Annotated in this window: 17 protein-coding genes; 8 read left to right on the plus strand and 9 right to left on the minus strand. The window is 51.3% G+C overall.

Features of this window, described 5'->3' with window-relative positions:
* Positions 1 to 71: 71 nt before the first annotated feature.
* The 4 genes from GHC22_RS03585 to yqhD all read right to left on the minus strand — a co-directional run bounded on the left by GHC22_RS03585 (position 72) and on the right by yqhD (position 4,429).
* On the minus strand, positions 72 to 527 hold the full coding sequence (locus tag GHC22_RS03585; protein WP_008785817.1) for an HIT family protein: 456 nt from the start codon (positions 525 to 527) through the stop codon (positions 72 to 74).
* A gap of 44 nt (positions 528 to 571) precedes the next feature.
* The gene (locus GHC22_RS03590; RefSeq protein WP_003828381.1) at positions 572 to 2,026 is read right to left on the minus strand and encodes a DASS family sodium-coupled anion symporter; all 1,455 of its coding nucleotides are present in this window, start codon (positions 2,024 to 2,026) and stop codon (positions 572 to 574) included.
* A gap of 187 nt (positions 2,027 to 2,213) precedes the next feature.
* A complete protein-coding gene (gene dkgA / locus GHC22_RS03595; protein WP_008785816.1) occupies positions 2,214 to 3,041 on the minus strand; it encodes a 2,5-didehydrogluconate reductase DkgA in 828 nt (275 codons plus the stop codon).
* Positions 3,042 to 3,265: 224 nt separating this feature from the next.
* A complete protein-coding gene (yqhD, locus tag GHC22_RS03600) occupies positions 3,266 to 4,429 on the minus strand; it encodes an alcohol dehydrogenase (RefSeq protein WP_048215537.1) in 1,164 nt (387 codons plus the stop codon).
* Between the two features lie 194 nt (positions 4,430 to 4,623).
* Here yqhD and GHC22_RS03605 point away from each other — a divergent pair, with 194 nt between their 5' ends.
* The gene (locus GHC22_RS03605) at positions 4,624 to 5,523 is read left to right on the plus strand and encodes an AraC family transcriptional regulator (protein ID WP_153752246.1); all 900 of its coding nucleotides are present in this window, start codon (positions 4,624 to 4,626) and stop codon (positions 5,521 to 5,523) included.
* Between the two features lie 70 nt (positions 5,524 to 5,593).
* On the opposite strand, the gene yghB is transcribed toward GHC22_RS03605, so the two are convergent.
* A complete protein-coding gene (gene yghB, locus GHC22_RS03610; protein WP_003024510.1) occupies positions 5,594 to 6,253 on the minus strand; it encodes a DedA family general envelope maintenance protein YghB in 660 nt (219 codons plus the stop codon).
* Positions 6,254 to 6,384: 131 nt separating this feature from the next.
* Positions 6,385 to 7,572, minus strand: a complete 1,188-nt coding sequence (gene metC, locus GHC22_RS03615) for a cystathionine beta-lyase (protein WP_032945009.1) — start codon at positions 7,570 to 7,572, stop codon at positions 6,385 to 6,387.
* Positions 7,573 to 7,822: 250 nt separating this feature from the next.
* On the opposite strand from metC, the gene exbB reads away from it, so the two are divergent.
* Together exbB and exbD are read left to right on the plus strand one after the other, a co-directional pair.
* The gene (gene exbB / locus GHC22_RS03620) at positions 7,823 to 8,557 is read left to right on the plus strand and encodes a tol-pal system-associated acyl-CoA thioesterase (protein ID WP_032945006.1); all 735 of its coding nucleotides are present in this window, start codon (positions 7,823 to 7,825) and stop codon (positions 8,555 to 8,557) included.
* A 6-nt stretch (positions 8,558 to 8,563) separates the two neighbouring features.
* Positions 8,564 to 8,989, plus strand: coding sequence for a TonB system transport protein ExbD (gene exbD / locus GHC22_RS03625; RefSeq protein WP_008785812.1), 426 nt, complete (start codon positions 8,564 to 8,566; stop codon positions 8,987 to 8,989).
* Between the two features lie 77 nt (positions 8,990 to 9,066).
* Here the strand turns inward: exbD and GHC22_RS03630 are convergent, their stop codons facing one another.
* Positions 9,067 to 9,474 (minus strand): hypothetical protein, encoded by a 408-nt coding sequence (locus GHC22_RS03630; RefSeq protein ID WP_057068268.1) that lies wholly within the window; start codon positions 9,472 to 9,474, stop codon positions 9,067 to 9,069.
* A gap of 1 nt (position 9,475) precedes the next feature.
* Entirely contained in the window at positions 9,476 to 9,880 is a 405-nt protein-coding gene (locus GHC22_RS03635) for a hypothetical protein (RefSeq protein ID WP_008785810.1), read from the minus strand.
* A 104-nt stretch (positions 9,881 to 9,984) separates the two neighbouring features.
* Between GHC22_RS03635 and GHC22_RS03640 the strand changes: the two genes are divergently transcribed.
* Positions 9,985 to 10,488, plus strand: coding sequence for an ESA_00282 family adhesion-associated protein (locus GHC22_RS03640; protein ID WP_008785809.1), 504 nt, complete (start codon positions 9,985 to 9,987; stop codon positions 10,486 to 10,488).
* 68 nt (positions 10,489 to 10,556) lie between these two features.
* On the opposite strand, the gene GHC22_RS03645 is transcribed toward GHC22_RS03640, so the two are convergent.
* A complete protein-coding gene (locus GHC22_RS03645) occupies positions 10,557 to 11,597 on the minus strand; it encodes an aldo/keto reductase (RefSeq protein WP_153752248.1) in 1,041 nt (346 codons plus the stop codon).
* A gap of 156 nt (positions 11,598 to 11,753) precedes the next feature.
* On the opposite strand from GHC22_RS03645, the gene yghX reads away from it, so the two are divergent.
* The 4 genes from yghX to hybO all read left to right on the plus strand — a co-directional run bounded on the left by yghX (position 11,754) and on the right by hybO (position 16,176).
* Entirely contained in the window at positions 11,754 to 12,641 is an 888-nt protein-coding gene (yghX, locus tag GHC22_RS03650; protein ID WP_079934127.1) for a YghX family hydrolase, read from the plus strand.
* A gap of 215 nt (positions 12,642 to 12,856) precedes the next feature.
* The gene (locus GHC22_RS03655) at positions 12,857 to 14,497 is read left to right on the plus strand and encodes a methyl-accepting chemotaxis protein (RefSeq protein ID WP_057068274.1); all 1,641 of its coding nucleotides are present in this window, start codon (positions 12,857 to 12,859) and stop codon (positions 14,495 to 14,497) included.
* Between the two features lie 84 nt (positions 14,498 to 14,581).
* Complete coding sequence (locus GHC22_RS03660) at positions 14,582 to 14,869, plus strand: DUF2623 family protein (RefSeq protein ID WP_003024490.1); 288 nt, start codon at positions 14,582 to 14,584, stop codon at positions 14,867 to 14,869.
* 188 nt (positions 14,870 to 15,057) lie between these two features.
* Positions 15,058 to 16,176 (plus strand): hydrogenase 2 small subunit, encoded by a 1,119-nt coding sequence (gene hybO, locus GHC22_RS03665; RefSeq protein ID WP_003024486.1) that lies wholly within the window; start codon positions 15,058 to 15,060, stop codon positions 16,174 to 16,176.
* Position 16,177 lies beyond the last annotated feature (1 nt).

Raw genomic sequence — 16,177 nt, forward strand, 5'->3', positions numbered from 1 at the left:
GCCTACGAATAGCACAGTTTTGTAGGCCGGATAAGGTGCTTGAACCACCATCCGGCAGAGAGACTCAGTATTTATGCTTCACGAATTCTGGCCGCTAATGCGGCCAGTTTTGCATCATCCGCCCGTTCATGATCGTGTGACGAAAGATATCCTTCATACTGCTCGAAAAATTTGTTCTGCCGCGCTTCAATCGGTTTCCAGTGGGTTAGATCGCCAGTGCCATGCATGGGGCTTAATTTGCTGTGCACATGGTCTACGCCGAAACCTTCGAAGAACATCCCCGTACGACTGACATCCGGGAAAGCCTTATCCAGTTTCTTAGCCACTTTTTGGGTCGCCAGCATCAGATCAGCCAGTGCCTGCGGCGGCATATCGAAGGCATAGCTGGGATAATGCTTTTTCGGGATCACCACGGTAAAACCGTCGGTGTTCGGGAAAATCGACAGAAAAGCCAGATGATGCTCGTCTTCCCAGACCTTATGGCAGGGTGCTTTACCTTCAACTATTTGACAGAAAATACAGGTCATTCCTTTTCTCCGCAGGTAAGGTGATTCGTCAGGACGCAGTCAGTTTAGTACAGACCCAACACCTTCCACCACATCAGACCCACGGTGATAAACACCGCCTGGTTAAACAAGCTGATGATAAATCCTGTACGCCACCAGACGCCCGTTGGAACGTACCCGGCACCAAACAGGATTGGACCGCGAGCGTGGGTGTACTGGGTGAGCGAGCAGTACAAACTGCTGGTGAAGGCCAGCATTAATGCCGTGGGGGCTGCGGGAATATTCAGATGCAGACCGACACCAAGGAAAACGGCGTACAGCGCGGCAATCTGTGCATTACCGCTGGCAAAAAAGTAGTGGGTATAGAAGTAGGCGGCGTTCAACAGCAGCAGGACGATCACCCAACTGGTACCGTGCATAGTACTGCTCAGGCTATCGCCGATCAGATTGCCAAACCAGGTGGTGAAGCCCAGTTTTTTCAGCTGGTTCGCCATCATCAACAGCGCGGCAAACCAAATCAGTGTGTCCCATGCGCCTTTCTCGCTCTTCACATCTTCCCAGCTCAGAACGCCGCTTAGCAATAAAATGGACAGTCCCACGAACGAAGCAGTGGTGGCGTCGACGCCTAACGTATCGCCAAAAATCCACAGCACCAGCAGCACGCCGACGGTAGCCAGCATCAGCCATTCGCCGCGAGACATACTGCCCATTTCCGCCAGCTCTTTGCGCGCCAGGTTAGGGGCATCCGGCGTGTGTTTAATTTCCGGGCGCACGATCCAGTAGACCAGCAGTGGAACCAGCAGTAAGGACACCAGGCATGGCAGCAGCGCCGCCATAAACCAGCCGCCCCAGGTCAGCGTGACGCCCGCATTGGCCGCCAGCTTCACCGCCAACAGGTTGCCGGTATAGCCGGTCATAAAGAGCGCGGCGGTGACGTCGTTGACGTTGCCAATACAGGTGATAAGAAAGGTACCGATTTTACTGCGGGACTCATCTTCCGGGTTCGAATGGAAACTGCGTGCCAGAGAGTCAGCAATCGGATAGATGACGCCGCCGCAGCGTGCTGTATTACTCGGCATTGCCGGGGAGAGGATCAGATCGGCAAAGGCCAGACCATAGGCGAGTCCCAGCGTGCGCTTGCCGAGCAGACGGATCATCTGCAGCGCAATGCGTCGTCCGAGGCCGGTTTTGATAAACCCGCGGGCAATCATAAAAGCCACGACGATAAGCCAGATAAGTGAACTGTTCAGCTCACTCAGTGCTGTGGTGATAGCGCCGCTGGCGGTTTTATCCCCGGCAGCATAGGCGAGTGCAAAAACCGTAATCCCAATAATGCCGACCGCGCCGATGGGTAAAACTTTTGCCACGATAGAGGCAATAGTCGCGACGAAAATGATTGCCGAATGCCAGGCTGGCGCACTTAGCCCGGAAGGTGGAGTAAGCTGCCACAGTCCGGCAGAAATGAATATTATAAGAATTAATGGGAGCCATTTGACTCCGCTACTTTTTTTCTCAGTCACGTTTACGCACCTATAGATATGGTGAATATATTCATCAAATAAATATATTTATTTAATAATTAACAGGTTATGTTGCGTAATGCTGCTCCAGCGACTGCAAGAAATACATCAATATATGTGTGTGAATTGTTTCCTGATATTTCAAATCAGTAAAGGCCCGACGAGAGTGTCGGGCTGGAGGAAGGGGTTAACCGCCGAACTGATCCGGGTCTGGCCCCAGACGTTTGCCCTGATCGAGTTTCGCGATTTCGCCTAATTCGTCTTTATCCAGGCGGAAGTCCCAGACGTTAAAGTTTTCTGCGATACGCGCAGGGGTGACCGATTTTGGAATCACCACCAGCCCGCTATCCAGATGCCAGCGGATGACAATCTGCGCCGGTGATTTGCCATATTTCTCAGCGAGGTCACGGATGATCTTTTGATCAAAGACGTCTTTGCCGCCCTGCGCCAGCGGGCTCCAGGATTCGGTCTGGATTTTATGCGTTGCGTTCCAGGCGTGCAGTTGGCGTTGTTGCATAAGCGGATGAAGTTCGATCTGGTTAATCACCGGAGGTACGCCGGTTTCATCCATCAACCGCTGGAGATGATTGATCTGAAAGTTGCACACGCCGATGCTCTTAATCAGCCCTTCTTTTTGCAGGTCGATCATGTTTTCCCACGCTTCAACGTAGTGGTCGATCGCCGGAACCGGCCAGTGCATCAGGTACAGATCGAGGTAATCAAGCTGGAGTTTTTCCATGCTTTCGAGCAAGGCTTCCCGGGGGCGTTTTTGGTCATCATTCCACAGCTTGGTGGTGATGAATAACTCGTCCCGTGGTACGCCAGCATCGCGTATTGCTTTGCCGACACCTTCTTCGTTTTTGTACGCCGCAGCGGTATCAATTGAGCGATACCCCACTTCCAGCGCTTTATGAATGGCGGTGATGACTTCTTCGTTGCTTGCCTTCCAGACCCCCAGGCCCAGTTGTGGCATGACGTTACCATCCTGTAGCTTGATAATGGTTGGACCGGTCATAATTCCCCCCCACACTTAATCCTTCAGGCTGCCTCTTTGTTGGCTGCTTGCGTTTACCCCGGTCACGTACTTATGTACGCTCCCGGGGATTCACTTAATTGCCGCCTCGATGCCTCATGAATGATTGGGTGTAAATTGAGTTCACCGGGGCAGCCCCCGGTGAGTTAGGTGTGACTTAAGCCTGGTATAAATACCCAAAAACGAAAGGCGGAGGTTAAAAAACCTTAGCGGGCAGCTTCGTAAATCCGACGGCTGACTTCAAGCGTAATGTCCTGATGTTCGCCCAGTTGCGTACCACCGTGTGCTTCCAGTTTTTCCAGCAATGCCGGGATGGAGCTACCGTCCAGGCCATAGTCAGACAGGCGAGTGGGTACGCCCATTTGTTCGAAGAAAGCGCGGGTAGCGGCAATGGCGGCGTCGATGCGCTGGTCGTCGGAACCTTCGGTGATATTCCAGATACGCTCTGCGTATTGCAGCAGTTTGGCACGCTTGGTATCACGTTTTTCATTCCACAGTGCTGGCAGAACGATGGCCAGCGTTTGAGCATGATCCAGACCGTGCATTGCGGTCAGTTCATGGCCCAGCATATGCGTTGCCCAGTCCTGCGGTACGCCTGCGCCAATCAGGCCGTTCAGCGCCTGGGTTGCCGCCCACATGACGTTCGCACGCACGTTGTAGTTTTCCGGCTCCTGCAAGGCTTTCGGACCTTCTTCTACCAGCGTGAGCAGAATGCCTTCGGCAAAGCGATCCTGAATTTTCCCGTCTACCGGATAAGTCACATACTGTTCCACGGTATGAACAAAAGCATCCACAACGCCGTTTGCAACCTGACGCGGCGGCAGGGTGTAGGTGTAAACCGGATCCAGAACGGCAAACACTGGCTGCACAAACGGGGTCATAAAGGCCAGTTTATCGCCGGTGGTTTTACGCGAAATTACCGCGCCGGAGTTAGATTCAGAGCCGGTTGCAGGCAGGGTTAATACGGATCCCATCGGGATGGCGCTTGTTACGTCGTTGCCATGGGTTTCCAGAATGCGCCATGGATCGATGCCGTCAGCGTACTGTGCAGCTGCCGCGATGAATTTGGTGCCGTCCAGCACTGAACCGCCACCTACCGCCAGCAGAAACGTCACTTTCTCATCACGCACGATTTTTACTGCGTTCATCAGTGTTTCGTAAGACGGGTTTGGCTCGATACCGCCAAACTCCAGCACATCCAGGCCTTTCAGCGCGTCCTGAACCTGTGCCAGGACGCCAGTTTTTTTCACGCTGCCGCCGCCGTAGGTAACCAGTACGCGAGCGTCCTGAGGAATTTGATCGCGCAGCTCAGCAATCGCGCCTTTACCAAACAAAATACGTGTTGGGGTATGGAGATTAAAGTTGTTCATTGCTCGTTCCCTTTGGTGGGTAATAAAAGAGGGCAGGTGAGTGTCTGCCGGATGATGAACATTGTGGTCGCCCGCCGCGTTGCTCTCAATGCTCATTTCTGCCGATGTCTTGCCCATTTCTACAGACTGCTGGAGAAAACGGATAAATCTGCGCATTATGTCAGGGTCGAAAACCGATGATGAAATGGTGCCCCATGAACCGTGATGAGATCTGTCTTCTGCTGACAAATAAAATTAAGCAGCTGAAAAACAATGAAAATAAACTTAACGAATTGCTGCCAGATGTCCGCCTGCTACACGGTACGGAGCCGGCGGCTCGTACACCGGTCATGTATCAGCCAGGCATCATATTTCTCTTTTCGGGACATAAAATTGGTTACATCAATGAGCGCGTATTTCGCTATGACGCCAACGAATACCTGCTGCTAACCGTACCTTTACCCTTTGAATGTGAAACCTATGCGACGCCAGAGGTTCCTCTGGCCGGTATTTATCTGAATGTCGATATCCTGCAATTGCAGGAGCTGCTGATGGACATTGGGGAAGACGAACTGTTCCAGCCCGCCATGGCGGCCAGCGGGATTAACTCTGCAACGCTCTCTGACGAAATTCTCTGCGCTGCTGAGCGCCTGCTGGATGTGATGGAGCGACCGCTGGATGCGCGCATCCTGGGGAAACAGATTATTCGCGAGATCCTCTACCATGTGCTGACCGGACCGCGCGGCGGCGCGTTACTTGCGCTGGTCAGTCGCCAGACGCATTTCAGTTTGATAAGCCGGGTACTGAAGCGGATTGAAACCAAGTACACCGAAAACCTCAATGTAGAACAGCTGGCGGCAGAGGCGAACATGAGCGTGTCGGCGTTTCATCATAATTTTAAAGCGGTGACCAGCACGTCGCCGCTGCAATATCTTAAGAGCTATCGCCTGCATAAAGCACGGATGATGATGGTTCACGATGGGATGAAGGCCAGTGCGGCTGCCATGCGCGTTGGCTATGAGAGCGCATCGCAATTCAGTCGGGAGTTCAAACGTTTCTTTGGCGTAACGCCGGGGGAAGATGCGGCAAGAATTCGTATGATGCAGGGGAGTTGATTTCTTGTAGGCCTTAAAACCGCGCGCCATCAGGCATAATGCCGGGAATTACCCCGGCTACGGATAATACTCAGGCGCTACAGTATTTTTTTTTAATCACCACGAACAATGTTCCCAACAATCCTGCGGTTAACAGGGCAATCGGCAGGATCATTAGAAAGGTCATCACCTGATCTTCATGGCGTTTAACGAACGGGATCATGCTCAGCGCATAGCCGAAACTGGTGACGACGGTGACCCACAGCAGGCCACTCAGCCAGTTAAAAAACTGGAACCGACGGTTAGGAAGCCCTGAAATGCCCGCCATCGTTGGCAGCAAGGTGCGAACAAACGCCAGGAAACGCCCTGCCAGCAGCGCCATCAGACCGTGTTGGTCAAACATGCAGGTCGCGCGCTGATGGTATTTTTCCGGTAATTGCGCCAACCAGCCTTTCACCGTGCGCGTGTTGCCTAGCCAGCGTCCCTGAATATAACTCAGCCAGCAGCCCAGACTGGCTGCGGCCGTCAGAATAGCTATGGTAGGTAAAAAACTCATCACGTCCTGAGCGATCAGCGCTCCTGCCAGTAATAACAGGCTGTCTCCGGGTAAAAAGGAGGCGGGCAGCAGGCCATTTTCTAAAAACAGCGTGGCGAACATGACGAAGTACACCACGCTCACAACGTGCGGATCCGCCAGTGCGGCAAAATCGTGTTGCCAGAGCGCGGAGACAATATCTTGAATGACTACCATGGACTTTCCTGTGGAACAGCATTTATGTGTGGATTGTACTCCTGAATTGCCCGGGATGCCTTGATCCCGGACGCAACAATTGCAGACTTTTCCACCAGAAGTGTCTGCATATATGTCCATCTGTGGCAATTTTACTCGATTCGGGCAAATCCTGCGGCCAAATCGGCAATCAGATCGTCAACATTCTCTAAACCGATATGTAAACGGATGAGCGTTCCGCTGAAATCCACCTCGCCTTGCGGACGGATTGCCGCAATGTGTTCCGGCTGGTTGGCGAGAATCAGCGACTCAAAACCGCCCCAGGAGTAGGCCATACTGAACAGACTGAAGTGATCCAGATACGCAGCAAGCTCCTCATTATTGAGCTTCTTATTCAATACAAAGGAGAACAGGCCGCTGCTGCCGGTAAAATCACGCTTCCAGAATTCATGCCCTTTACTGCCGGGCAGTGCCGGGTGGTTCACGCGGGCGACCTGCGGATGGCTGGCCAGCCACTCGGCGACCTTTAAGCTGCTTTCATGGTGCTGACGCAGGCGAACGCTCAGCGTACGCAGTCCACGGCTGGTCATATAGGCGGTATCGGCGTCCAGCATTTGCCCCATCAGATAGGCATTTTCGCGCAGTTGATCCCAGCAGCGGGCATTAGATACCGCCGTGCCGACCATGCCGTCAGAATGACCAATCAGATATTTGGTGCCTGCCTGAATAGAGATATCAATGCCAAAATCCAACGCTTTGAACAGCACCCCGGCAGCCCAGGTGTTATCAATCATGATGATTGCATCCGGCGCGACGCTTCTGACGGCGGCAACAATAGCTGGAACATCATGCACTTCCATAGTGACAGAGCCGGGAGATTCCAGAAATACGACTTTCGTGTTCGGCTGTATGTGCTTAACGATATCGGCGCCAACCAGCGGATCGAACCAGCCGGTGGACACGCCGAGCTTGCCGAGAATTTTGGTGCAGAAATCCTGACTGGGTTCATAGGCGGTATTGGTCATCAGCACATGATCCCCTTGCTCCACAAAGGCAAGGATGGTGTTGGCAACGGCCGCCGCACCGCAGGGGAACAGCGCGCAACCCGCACCACCTTCCAGTTCGCACATCGCTTCCTGCAGAGAGAAATGCGTCAGGGTTCCGCGACGCCCATAGAAAAGCGCACCGTTCGCCCGGTTGTGCGTGGCCTGTTTTTTGGCCTCTACGGTGTCAAATACCAGCGAAGAAGCGCGCTGGATCACGCTATTTACCGAGCCCAGCGTGTACTTTTTACTGCGTCCTGCGTGAACGAGTTTGGTTTCAAGTTGTTTATCTGCCATGTTGTCTTACCTGTTTTTATACGTCTGGATGTCTAAACTACCATGAATCAAAGATGACGCATCCTGCAGAACGGTCATACAGTAGAAAATAATCTCAAAATGCTTCTGGTGACTTTTTTACTGCGTAAGCGCAAGGAAAAGAAACCAAAGGTGCGGCAATATGTAAATAGTAATGAGAACGACTATCAATTCGACGTCGTTTTGATATGATTACGCTCAGATTTTGTGATTTGCGTCCTGGAGATACAGAGTGGGTAATAATTTGATGCAGACGGATCTTTCCGTCTGGGGTATGTATCAGCACGCCGATATCGTGGTTAAGTGCGTGATGATTGGGCTGATTTTGGCGTCAGTGGTCACCTGGGCTATCTTCTTTAGTAAGAGCCTTGAGTTCTTTACTCAGAAACGCCGCCTTAAGCGTGAACAGCAACTGCTGGCGGAAGCCCGCTCTTTAGATCAGGCAAGTGAAATTGCCGCAGGATTCGATGGCAAAAGCCTGGGCGCACAGTTGATTAACGAAGCGCAGAACGAGCTGGAACTGTCAGAAGGCAGCGACGATAACGAAGGCATTAAAGAGCGTACCGGCTTCCGTCTGGAGCGTCGTGTGGCGGCGGTAGGTCGTCATATGGGCCGCGGTAACGGATACCTGGCCACCATCGGGGCTATCTCTCCATTCGTCGGTCTGTTCGGTACCGTATGGGGCATCATGAATAGCTTCATCGGGATTGCACAAACTCAAACGACCAACCTCGCCGTTGTTGCGCCGGGTATTGCAGAAGCGCTGTTAGCGACCGCAATCGGTCTGGTCGCAGCAATTCCAGCGGTTGTTATCTACAACATTTTCGCACGTCAGATTGGCAGCTATAAAGCGATGCTGGGCGACGTCGCGGCACAGGTGCTGTTGCTGCAAAGTCGCGATCTGGACCTGAATGCAAGCGCGTCCGCGCATCCGGTACGTTCAGCGCAGAAATTACGTGTAGGATAATGTTCCATGGCTATGAGCTTTAATGAAAACCTGGACGATAACGGTGAAATGCATGAAATCAACGTGACGCCGTTTATCGACGTTATGTTGGTTTTATTGATCATCTTTATGGTTGCCGCGCCGTTGGCAACCGTAGATGTGAAGGTGAATCTCCCTGCCTCCACCAGCACGCCGCAGCCGCGTCCGGAAAAACCGGTTTACCTGTCAGTTAAAGCCGATAAGAGTATGTTTATTGGCAACAATCAGGTGACGGATGAAACCATGATTAACGAGCTAAATGCGTTAACTGACGGGAAGAAAGACACCACGATTTTCTTCCGGGCAGATAAAACCGTTGATTATGAGACCATGATGAAGGTGATGGATACGCTGCATCAGGCGGGCTTCCTGAAGATTGGTCTGGTTGGCGAAGAGACTGTGAAAGCGAAGTAATCTTCCTCATTGCCGGGTAATGGTTGCCGCCTTACCCGGCGTGTCTCTCCTGATTCAACTCCCTCGCACACTTGTTCTTATCTGTTCTCATCTAACGCGACCGTGGTTATCCTGGTGGGTTCGTAGTTCCCTTCAGACAGCTTTCGCGTCAGGCGTAAGGTGGCCGTTTCCCGCGCGAGTATATGCTGGTAGGTGCTTTCCAGTCGGGCCATGATTTTGTCCCGCAGTTCTGGTTGCTGCTCCATAATGGCTTCGATCGCGGCACCGTAGATCTCTTCTTTAGCCTGTAGCGAGTAAATTTCACGGCGATTTTGCCATTTCATCCGCACCAGTGCAGCGGGAATAGAGACTATCTCCTGAGCAACGCTTTCCAGTGTCGCGGTTTTATTGGCAATCAACACGGCTAAATTTTGCTTTAAGACAAACTCATCGCTTTTATGGTTATCTAAAGCCAAATAAACATTATTATCCTCAACATCTTTCATTTTATTTCTCTTCCAGAGAATAAAAAATAGGGTCGCTGGTTTCACGGGTAATTAAATTAAGCCAAATTTTGTTGCCCTGTTCATTTATGATGGCTGTTTTTTGAGTCAAAATTTTACTTAATTCTTGTGCATTAATGTCGCCTTCTGCCTGTAGTGAATTGAGCAGGCGAGAGAATGACTCAATTTTTGCTGCACGAAACAGGCGCTCTTTTAAATGGCGGTCGCACTCTTCAAATAGCATATTTCGTGACTGGCCGGTAGCAGCAGAGCTAATCAAAATATCGGATTCGTAATCGCTTAATGTTATCTTCCCCTGAGTCAAATTTTCACTATTATCTGTGGAGGTGGTATTGTCAGGTGAGCTGGATAAGTGAAAACGCGAGGGAACAAGATGCTCGGGAAGCATGTTGAAATATCCTTTGATGCCAATGATATGTTGTTTTAAATAAACCATGCCGCGTTGACAATAGCATGGCGTAATTTTAAAATCAAAAAAAATGGAGCCAGTATATGAACAGTATATTTTATTCTGTTATTACCCTGCTATTGCTGACCTGCGGGGTACTTTTGTTGATGCGCAGTGCAAATAAAAACCGTAATGCAGAAAATGGATACGCTGAAAACCAGCCGGAAATACTGAGTAAAGAAGAGGGTGAAGATCATTTCTCGGTACTGATGAATTCGATTACTCCGGTTTGGTATTGGCGTGTCAATCACGAATATATCGATTTTATCCACTCGACGATCAAACGGATGACAATGGTGGAGCTGAATGAGACGCCAGGGCTATTTGATGCACAGCGGCGTTGCAGCGATCTTAACTCTGCGGTGTATAAATATTACGACAATATTAAAAAACGCTGCCTGAGTGGCGAGAAAGTCCCGCATGCCGATCTGGACGTGCTTAACTTACGTCAGTGCTTCAGGGAGTTCAGCCTGGAAGCCTATCCTGCACTTGTCGCGCTGGTGTGGCCGGAATATCAGCGCCCAGAAATCAAAGCAGAAGAGGTGTGAGGGACTGGCTGGCCCGTATTACGTACCGGGGAGGCTAACGCCGCCACCCGGCACGGTGTTACCTACAGTTATTTGTCAGATGAGGCCTGCCACAGGTTCAGCTTACCGTCCGCGACGTGCTTATCGATCTGCGCCAGTTCTTCGGCGCTGAACGTCAGATTCGCCAGCGCCTGAACGTTTTCTTCCAGTTGCTCCGGTCGACTGGCGCCAATCAATACCGACGTTACCCTGTTGTCTTTTAGCAGCCAGCTTAAGGCCATTTGTGCCATCGACTGTCCACGCTGTTGCGCCATCTCATTAAGCAAGCGCAGGCTGGTAAGGTTTTCTTCCGTCAGCATGTTTTCCGTTAACCCACGAACTTTTTTCCCTTCACGCTGCATGCGTGAACCTTCCGGAATACCGTTAAGGTATTTCCCCGTCAGCAGTCCCTGAGCCAGCGGCGTAAATGCGATGCAGCCCATACCGTTGGATTCCAGCGTATCCAGCAGGCCGCTGCTGTCTACCCAGCGGTTAAGCAGGTTGTAAGACGGCTGATGGATCAGCAATGGAATTTTCCATTCCCGCATCAACTCGGCCATTTTCTGCGTACGTTCCGGAGAATAGGATGAGATGCCGACATACAGCGCTTTACCGCTTTGCACGGCGTGGGCCAGCGCCGAGGCGGTCTCTTCCATTGGCGTATTTTCGTCAACGCGGTGAGAGTAGAAGATATCGACATAGTCGAGACCCATGCGTTTCAGACTCTGGTCGAGGCTGGCGAGCAGGTATTTGCGCGAACCGCCAGAACCGTATGGCCCAGGCCACATGTCATAGCCTGCCTTGGTGGAGATAATCAGTTCATCGCGATAGTATGCAAAATCCTCGCGCAGTAATCGGCCAAAATTCTCTTCTGCGCTGCCTGGTGGCGGCCCATAGTTATTGGCTAAATCAAAATGCGTGATGCCTAAATCAAATGCTTTACGCAACAGGGCGCGCTGTGAATCCAGCGCCTGAACGTGCCCAAAACTGTGCCATAAACCCAGCGATAGCGCGGGTAAACGCAAACCGCTGCGCCCACAGTAGCGATAGAGCATCTGCTCGTAACGTTCAGGATTGGTAAACCAGGCCATGAGATCTCCTTAGTGCAGGTGAATTTCGAAACAACGTTTCTATTCTAGCGGGTTCACGGTGAATATCCCGTTCACCAGGTCACACTGAGATGAAAAACTGGGCAAAAACAGGTCACTGTGCTTTGCTTAAAAAAAACACCAATCAGGAGTGCGACGATGCCGCGTTTGACTGCCAAAGATTTTCCGCAAGAACTGCTCGACTACTATGACTATTACGCGCATGGCAAAATAACGAAACGCGAGTTTCTCAATCTGGCAGCGAAATATGCAGTGGGTGGCATGACGGCGTTGGCTTTATTCAATTTATTGAAACCCAATTATGCCCTCGCAACGCAGGTAGAATTTACCGATCCCGATATTCTGGCGGAATATATTACTTATCCTTCGCCTGAAGGGCATGGTGATGTGCGGGGATATTTAGTTAAACCTGCGAAGGTGACAGGGAAAGTTCCGGCGGTGGTGGTAGTGCATGAGAATCGTGGGCTGAATCCGTATATTGAAGATGTGGCGAGACGGGTGGCGAAGGCGGGCTTTATGGCACTTGCGCCGGATGGATTAAGTTCGGTAGGGGGATATCCTGGCAATGATGATAAAGGTCGGGAATTGCAGCAGCAGGTTGACCCCGTAAAGTTGATGAATGATTTTTTTGCCGCCATTGAATTTATGCAATCTTATTCAGGGACGACGGGAAAGGTAGGTATCACCGGATTTTGCTACGGTGGTGGTGTGTCGAATGCCGCTGCTGTAGCTTTCCCTGAACTGGCCTGCGCGGTGCCTTTTTATGGGCGGCAGGTTCCTGCATCAGATGTCCCCAAAATAAACGCGCCTTTATTACTGCACTATGCGCAATTAGACACACGTATTAATGAGGGATGGCCTGCCTATGAAGCGGCGCTTAAGGCCAATAAGAAAGTCTATGAAGCCTATATCTATCCCGGCGTTAATCATGGCTTTCACAACGATTCGACCCCCCGTTATGATAAAGCTGCCGCTGATTTAGCCTGGGAACGTACTCTTGCGTGGTTTAACAAATATTTGCGATAGAAAACAATAGATTATTTAATGCTTATAACTAATTACCTGAATAATAATGCTACCTAATTTCATTAGCATTCATATTGATATAGTGTGGAGAGAGAGTGGATGTACTTAAGAAAGTAAAAAAATAAAGAACGCATTATATCTTCTCTACTGCCTGCCGATAACAAGGATAAGTATCGCCTGATGGCGAATTCCTCATCAACGGCAAGGAAATTATTATGCGTTTGCTGAAAAACTTCACTATTCGTATTGTCATGTTGGCAATACTGGGACTTTTTTGCCTGCTCTGGTCGGGCGTGGGTTTATTCAGTCTTCATTCGTTATCAAAAATATCTGAAGGCAATGATATTGACCGTCATCTTGTCCATCAGATGACGGTTCTCAGTCAGGGCAACGATCAGTACTTTCGCTTCGTAACGCGCTTAAGTCGCGCCATGGATGTCAAAATGAGTGGCGGAACGCCTGATTTTGCGCCAGCGCAACAGTCCCTGGAGAATATGAGCAAAAAACTCCAGGAGATGAAAACATTATCTCCGGGCCCTATGGACCCTGACGTCGCTAACGCAGTACTGACGAAGTGGCAGGCGCTGCTGGACAACGGCGTGATCCCGCAAATGCAGCTGGCGCAGCAGGGCACGCTTACGGCCTTTGCTGAGCATGCCAGCACTATTACACCTGCGTTGAGCCGTGAATTTGGCGCCAGTGCCGAGCGTTTTAACGCCACGGCAGGTGAGCGACTCGATACCACCCGCGTGATGGTCGATGGCAAAACCTCTATCATCCGGACGCTAATTATCACCGCCGTGATCCTTGGGATTGCCCTCCTTTTCTTTACCGACCGCTACCTTGTTTCCATGATGGTGAAACCGCTGGGACGTATTCGCCAACAGTTCCAGCAGATTGCGCAGGGCGATCTTAGCCATCCCATCGAAGATTTTGGTCGTAACTGTGTGGGTCAACTGGTGCCGTTATTGTGCGCGATGCAGGATAGCCTGCGTGAAGCCGTCAGTACCATCCGTTCAGGTAGTGACAACATCTGGCGAGGGGCGACGGAAATTTCCACCGGGAATAACGATCTCTCCTCACGTACTGAAGAGCAGGCTGCGGCACTGGAAGAGACCGCTGCCAGCATGGAGCAACTGACCGCAACGGTAAAACTGAACGCAGAAAATGCGCGTGAAGCCAGCCTGCTTGCCGATACGGCCACAGAAACGGCAGGCAAAGGGAGCACGCTGGTTTCGGAAGTGGTTGAGACGATGGACGGCATTGCCGCCAGCTCTAAACAGATCGCGGAAATCACGTCAGTTATTAATAGCATTGCTTTCCAGACCAACATTCTGGCGCTGAACGCGGCGGTTGAAGCAGCCAGGGCAGGCGAGCAGGGGCGCGGTTTTGCCGTCGTCGCCGGTGAAGTACGCAACCTTGCCAGTCGCAGCGCCGGGGCGGCGAAAGAGATTGAGACACTGATTGGCGAGTCATCGCGTCGTGTTGATCAGGGCGCTCGTCTGGTTAAAGAAACAGGATTAACCATGGAGGCGATTCTGCGCGGCGCCACCGAAGTGACTGTCATCATGAAGCAAATTGCCTCTGCCTCGGAAGAACAGAATAAGGGTATCTCGCAGGTGAGCGTGGCGATCACGCAGATGGACAGCGTAACGCAACAGAACGCTGCATTGGTAGAACAAGTTTCCGCCGCGGCAGTGGCGCTGGAACGACAAACAGAGGAGCTGCAACGCTCGGTGCAACAGTTCCGCCTTTCCGCTAATGATGTGCAATACGCAGCCAGCCAAACCACTTCCTCTTCAGCAGACAGCAAAACGTCTGCGGCCGCTAAAACGGATGAATGGGTGTCCTTTTAAGCCGTTATAAAAAGTTCGTGATACCTCTGGTCTTTGCTTAAAAAATCGCTATATAATTTATTATATAGCGATTGGAGGTTATGCATGGACAACCATTTTGGTAAAGGCCTGATGGCCGGATTAAACGCCTCAAGTGCGGACAGTGCACGCTCGGTGGCGAATTTTTGTGCGGATTATAAGCGTGGTTTTGTGCTGGGATTTTCACATCGAATGTTTGAAAAAACGGGCGATAGACAGCTCAGCGCGTGGGAAGCGGGGATCCTGACGCGCCGTTATGGGCTGGATAAAGAGATGGTGATGGATTTCTTTAAAGAGAACCAGTCCAGTACAACAATTCGGTTTTTCATGGCTGGCTATCGACTCGAAGCTTGATCCGAAAGGGGTATTATCTTGCTTTAATTAATTACACTATTGACCTACGCCTTCGTTTTGTTGCTCCGCCGAAGTATTATAATGCACATAACCATATAAAAAGTGTGGTAATGGCGCGCCGATCGCAATATGCAACATGCGAATGGTGCAAAATAAAAGCCAGGTCTTCGCAACGGAATAACTATAAAATGACTGGAGATAACTCTCTCATCAATTCGAGCGGCATTAATCGCCGTGATTTCATGAAGCTTTGTGCAGCACTGGCCGCTACCATGGGGCTCAGTAGCAAAGCCGCCGCAGAAATGGCCGAATCAGTTTCTCGTCCTCAGCGCCCACCGGTTATCTGGATTGGTGCTCAGGAGTGTACGGGTTGTACTGAATCGCTGCTTCGCGCGACACACCCTACAGTGGAAAACCTCGTTCTGGAGACAATCTCTCTGGAATACCATGAGGTGCTCTCTGCCGCCTTCGGCCATCAGGTCGAAGAGAACAAACATAACGCTCTGGAGAAGTACAAAGGGCAATATGTTCTGGTAGTAGATGGTTCTATCCCACTGAAAGATAATGGCATTTACTGCATGGTTGCCGGCGAGCCGATCGTGGATCACATCCGCCGGGCCGCAGAAGGCGCAGCCGCTATCATTGCCATCGGCTCTTGCGCCGCGTGGGGTGGTGTTGCTGCCGCTGGCGTTAACCCAACGGGTGCCGTCGGCCTGCAAGAAGTTCTGCCAGGCAAAACCATCATCAACATTCCCGGCTGTCCGCCGAACCCGCATAACTTCCTCGCAACGGTCGCGCATATCATCACTTATGGTAAGCCGCCGAAGCTGGATACCAAAAACCGTCCGACATTCGCCTATGGCCGTTTGATTCACGAACACTGCGAACGTCGCCCGCACTTCGATGCTGGTCGTTTTGCTAAAGAGTTTGGTGATGAAGGCCACCGCGAAGGTTGGTGCCTCTACCATCTGGGCTGTAAAGGACCAGAAACCTACGGCAACTGCTCAACGCTGCAATTCTGCGATGTGGGCGGCGTGTGGCCGGTGGCTATCGGTCACCCTTGCTACGGCTGTAACGAAGAAGGCGTCGGCTTCCATAAAGGTATTCACCAGCTTGCTCACGTGGAAAACCAAACGCCGCGTTCCGAGAAACCTGACGTCAACATGAAAGAAGGCGGCAATGTTTCTGCCGGAGCGATTGGACTGCTGGGTGGCGTAGTAGGACTGGTTGCCGGTGTCAGCGTGATGGCGGTTCGTGAACTGGGGCGTCAGCAGAAGAAAGATAACGCTGACTCACGGGGAGAATAAC

This window comes from Citrobacter sp. H12-3-2 (assembly GCF_009649895.1).
Taxonomy (GTDB): domain Bacteria; phylum Pseudomonadota; class Gammaproteobacteria; order Enterobacterales; family Enterobacteriaceae; genus Citrobacter; species Citrobacter portucalensis.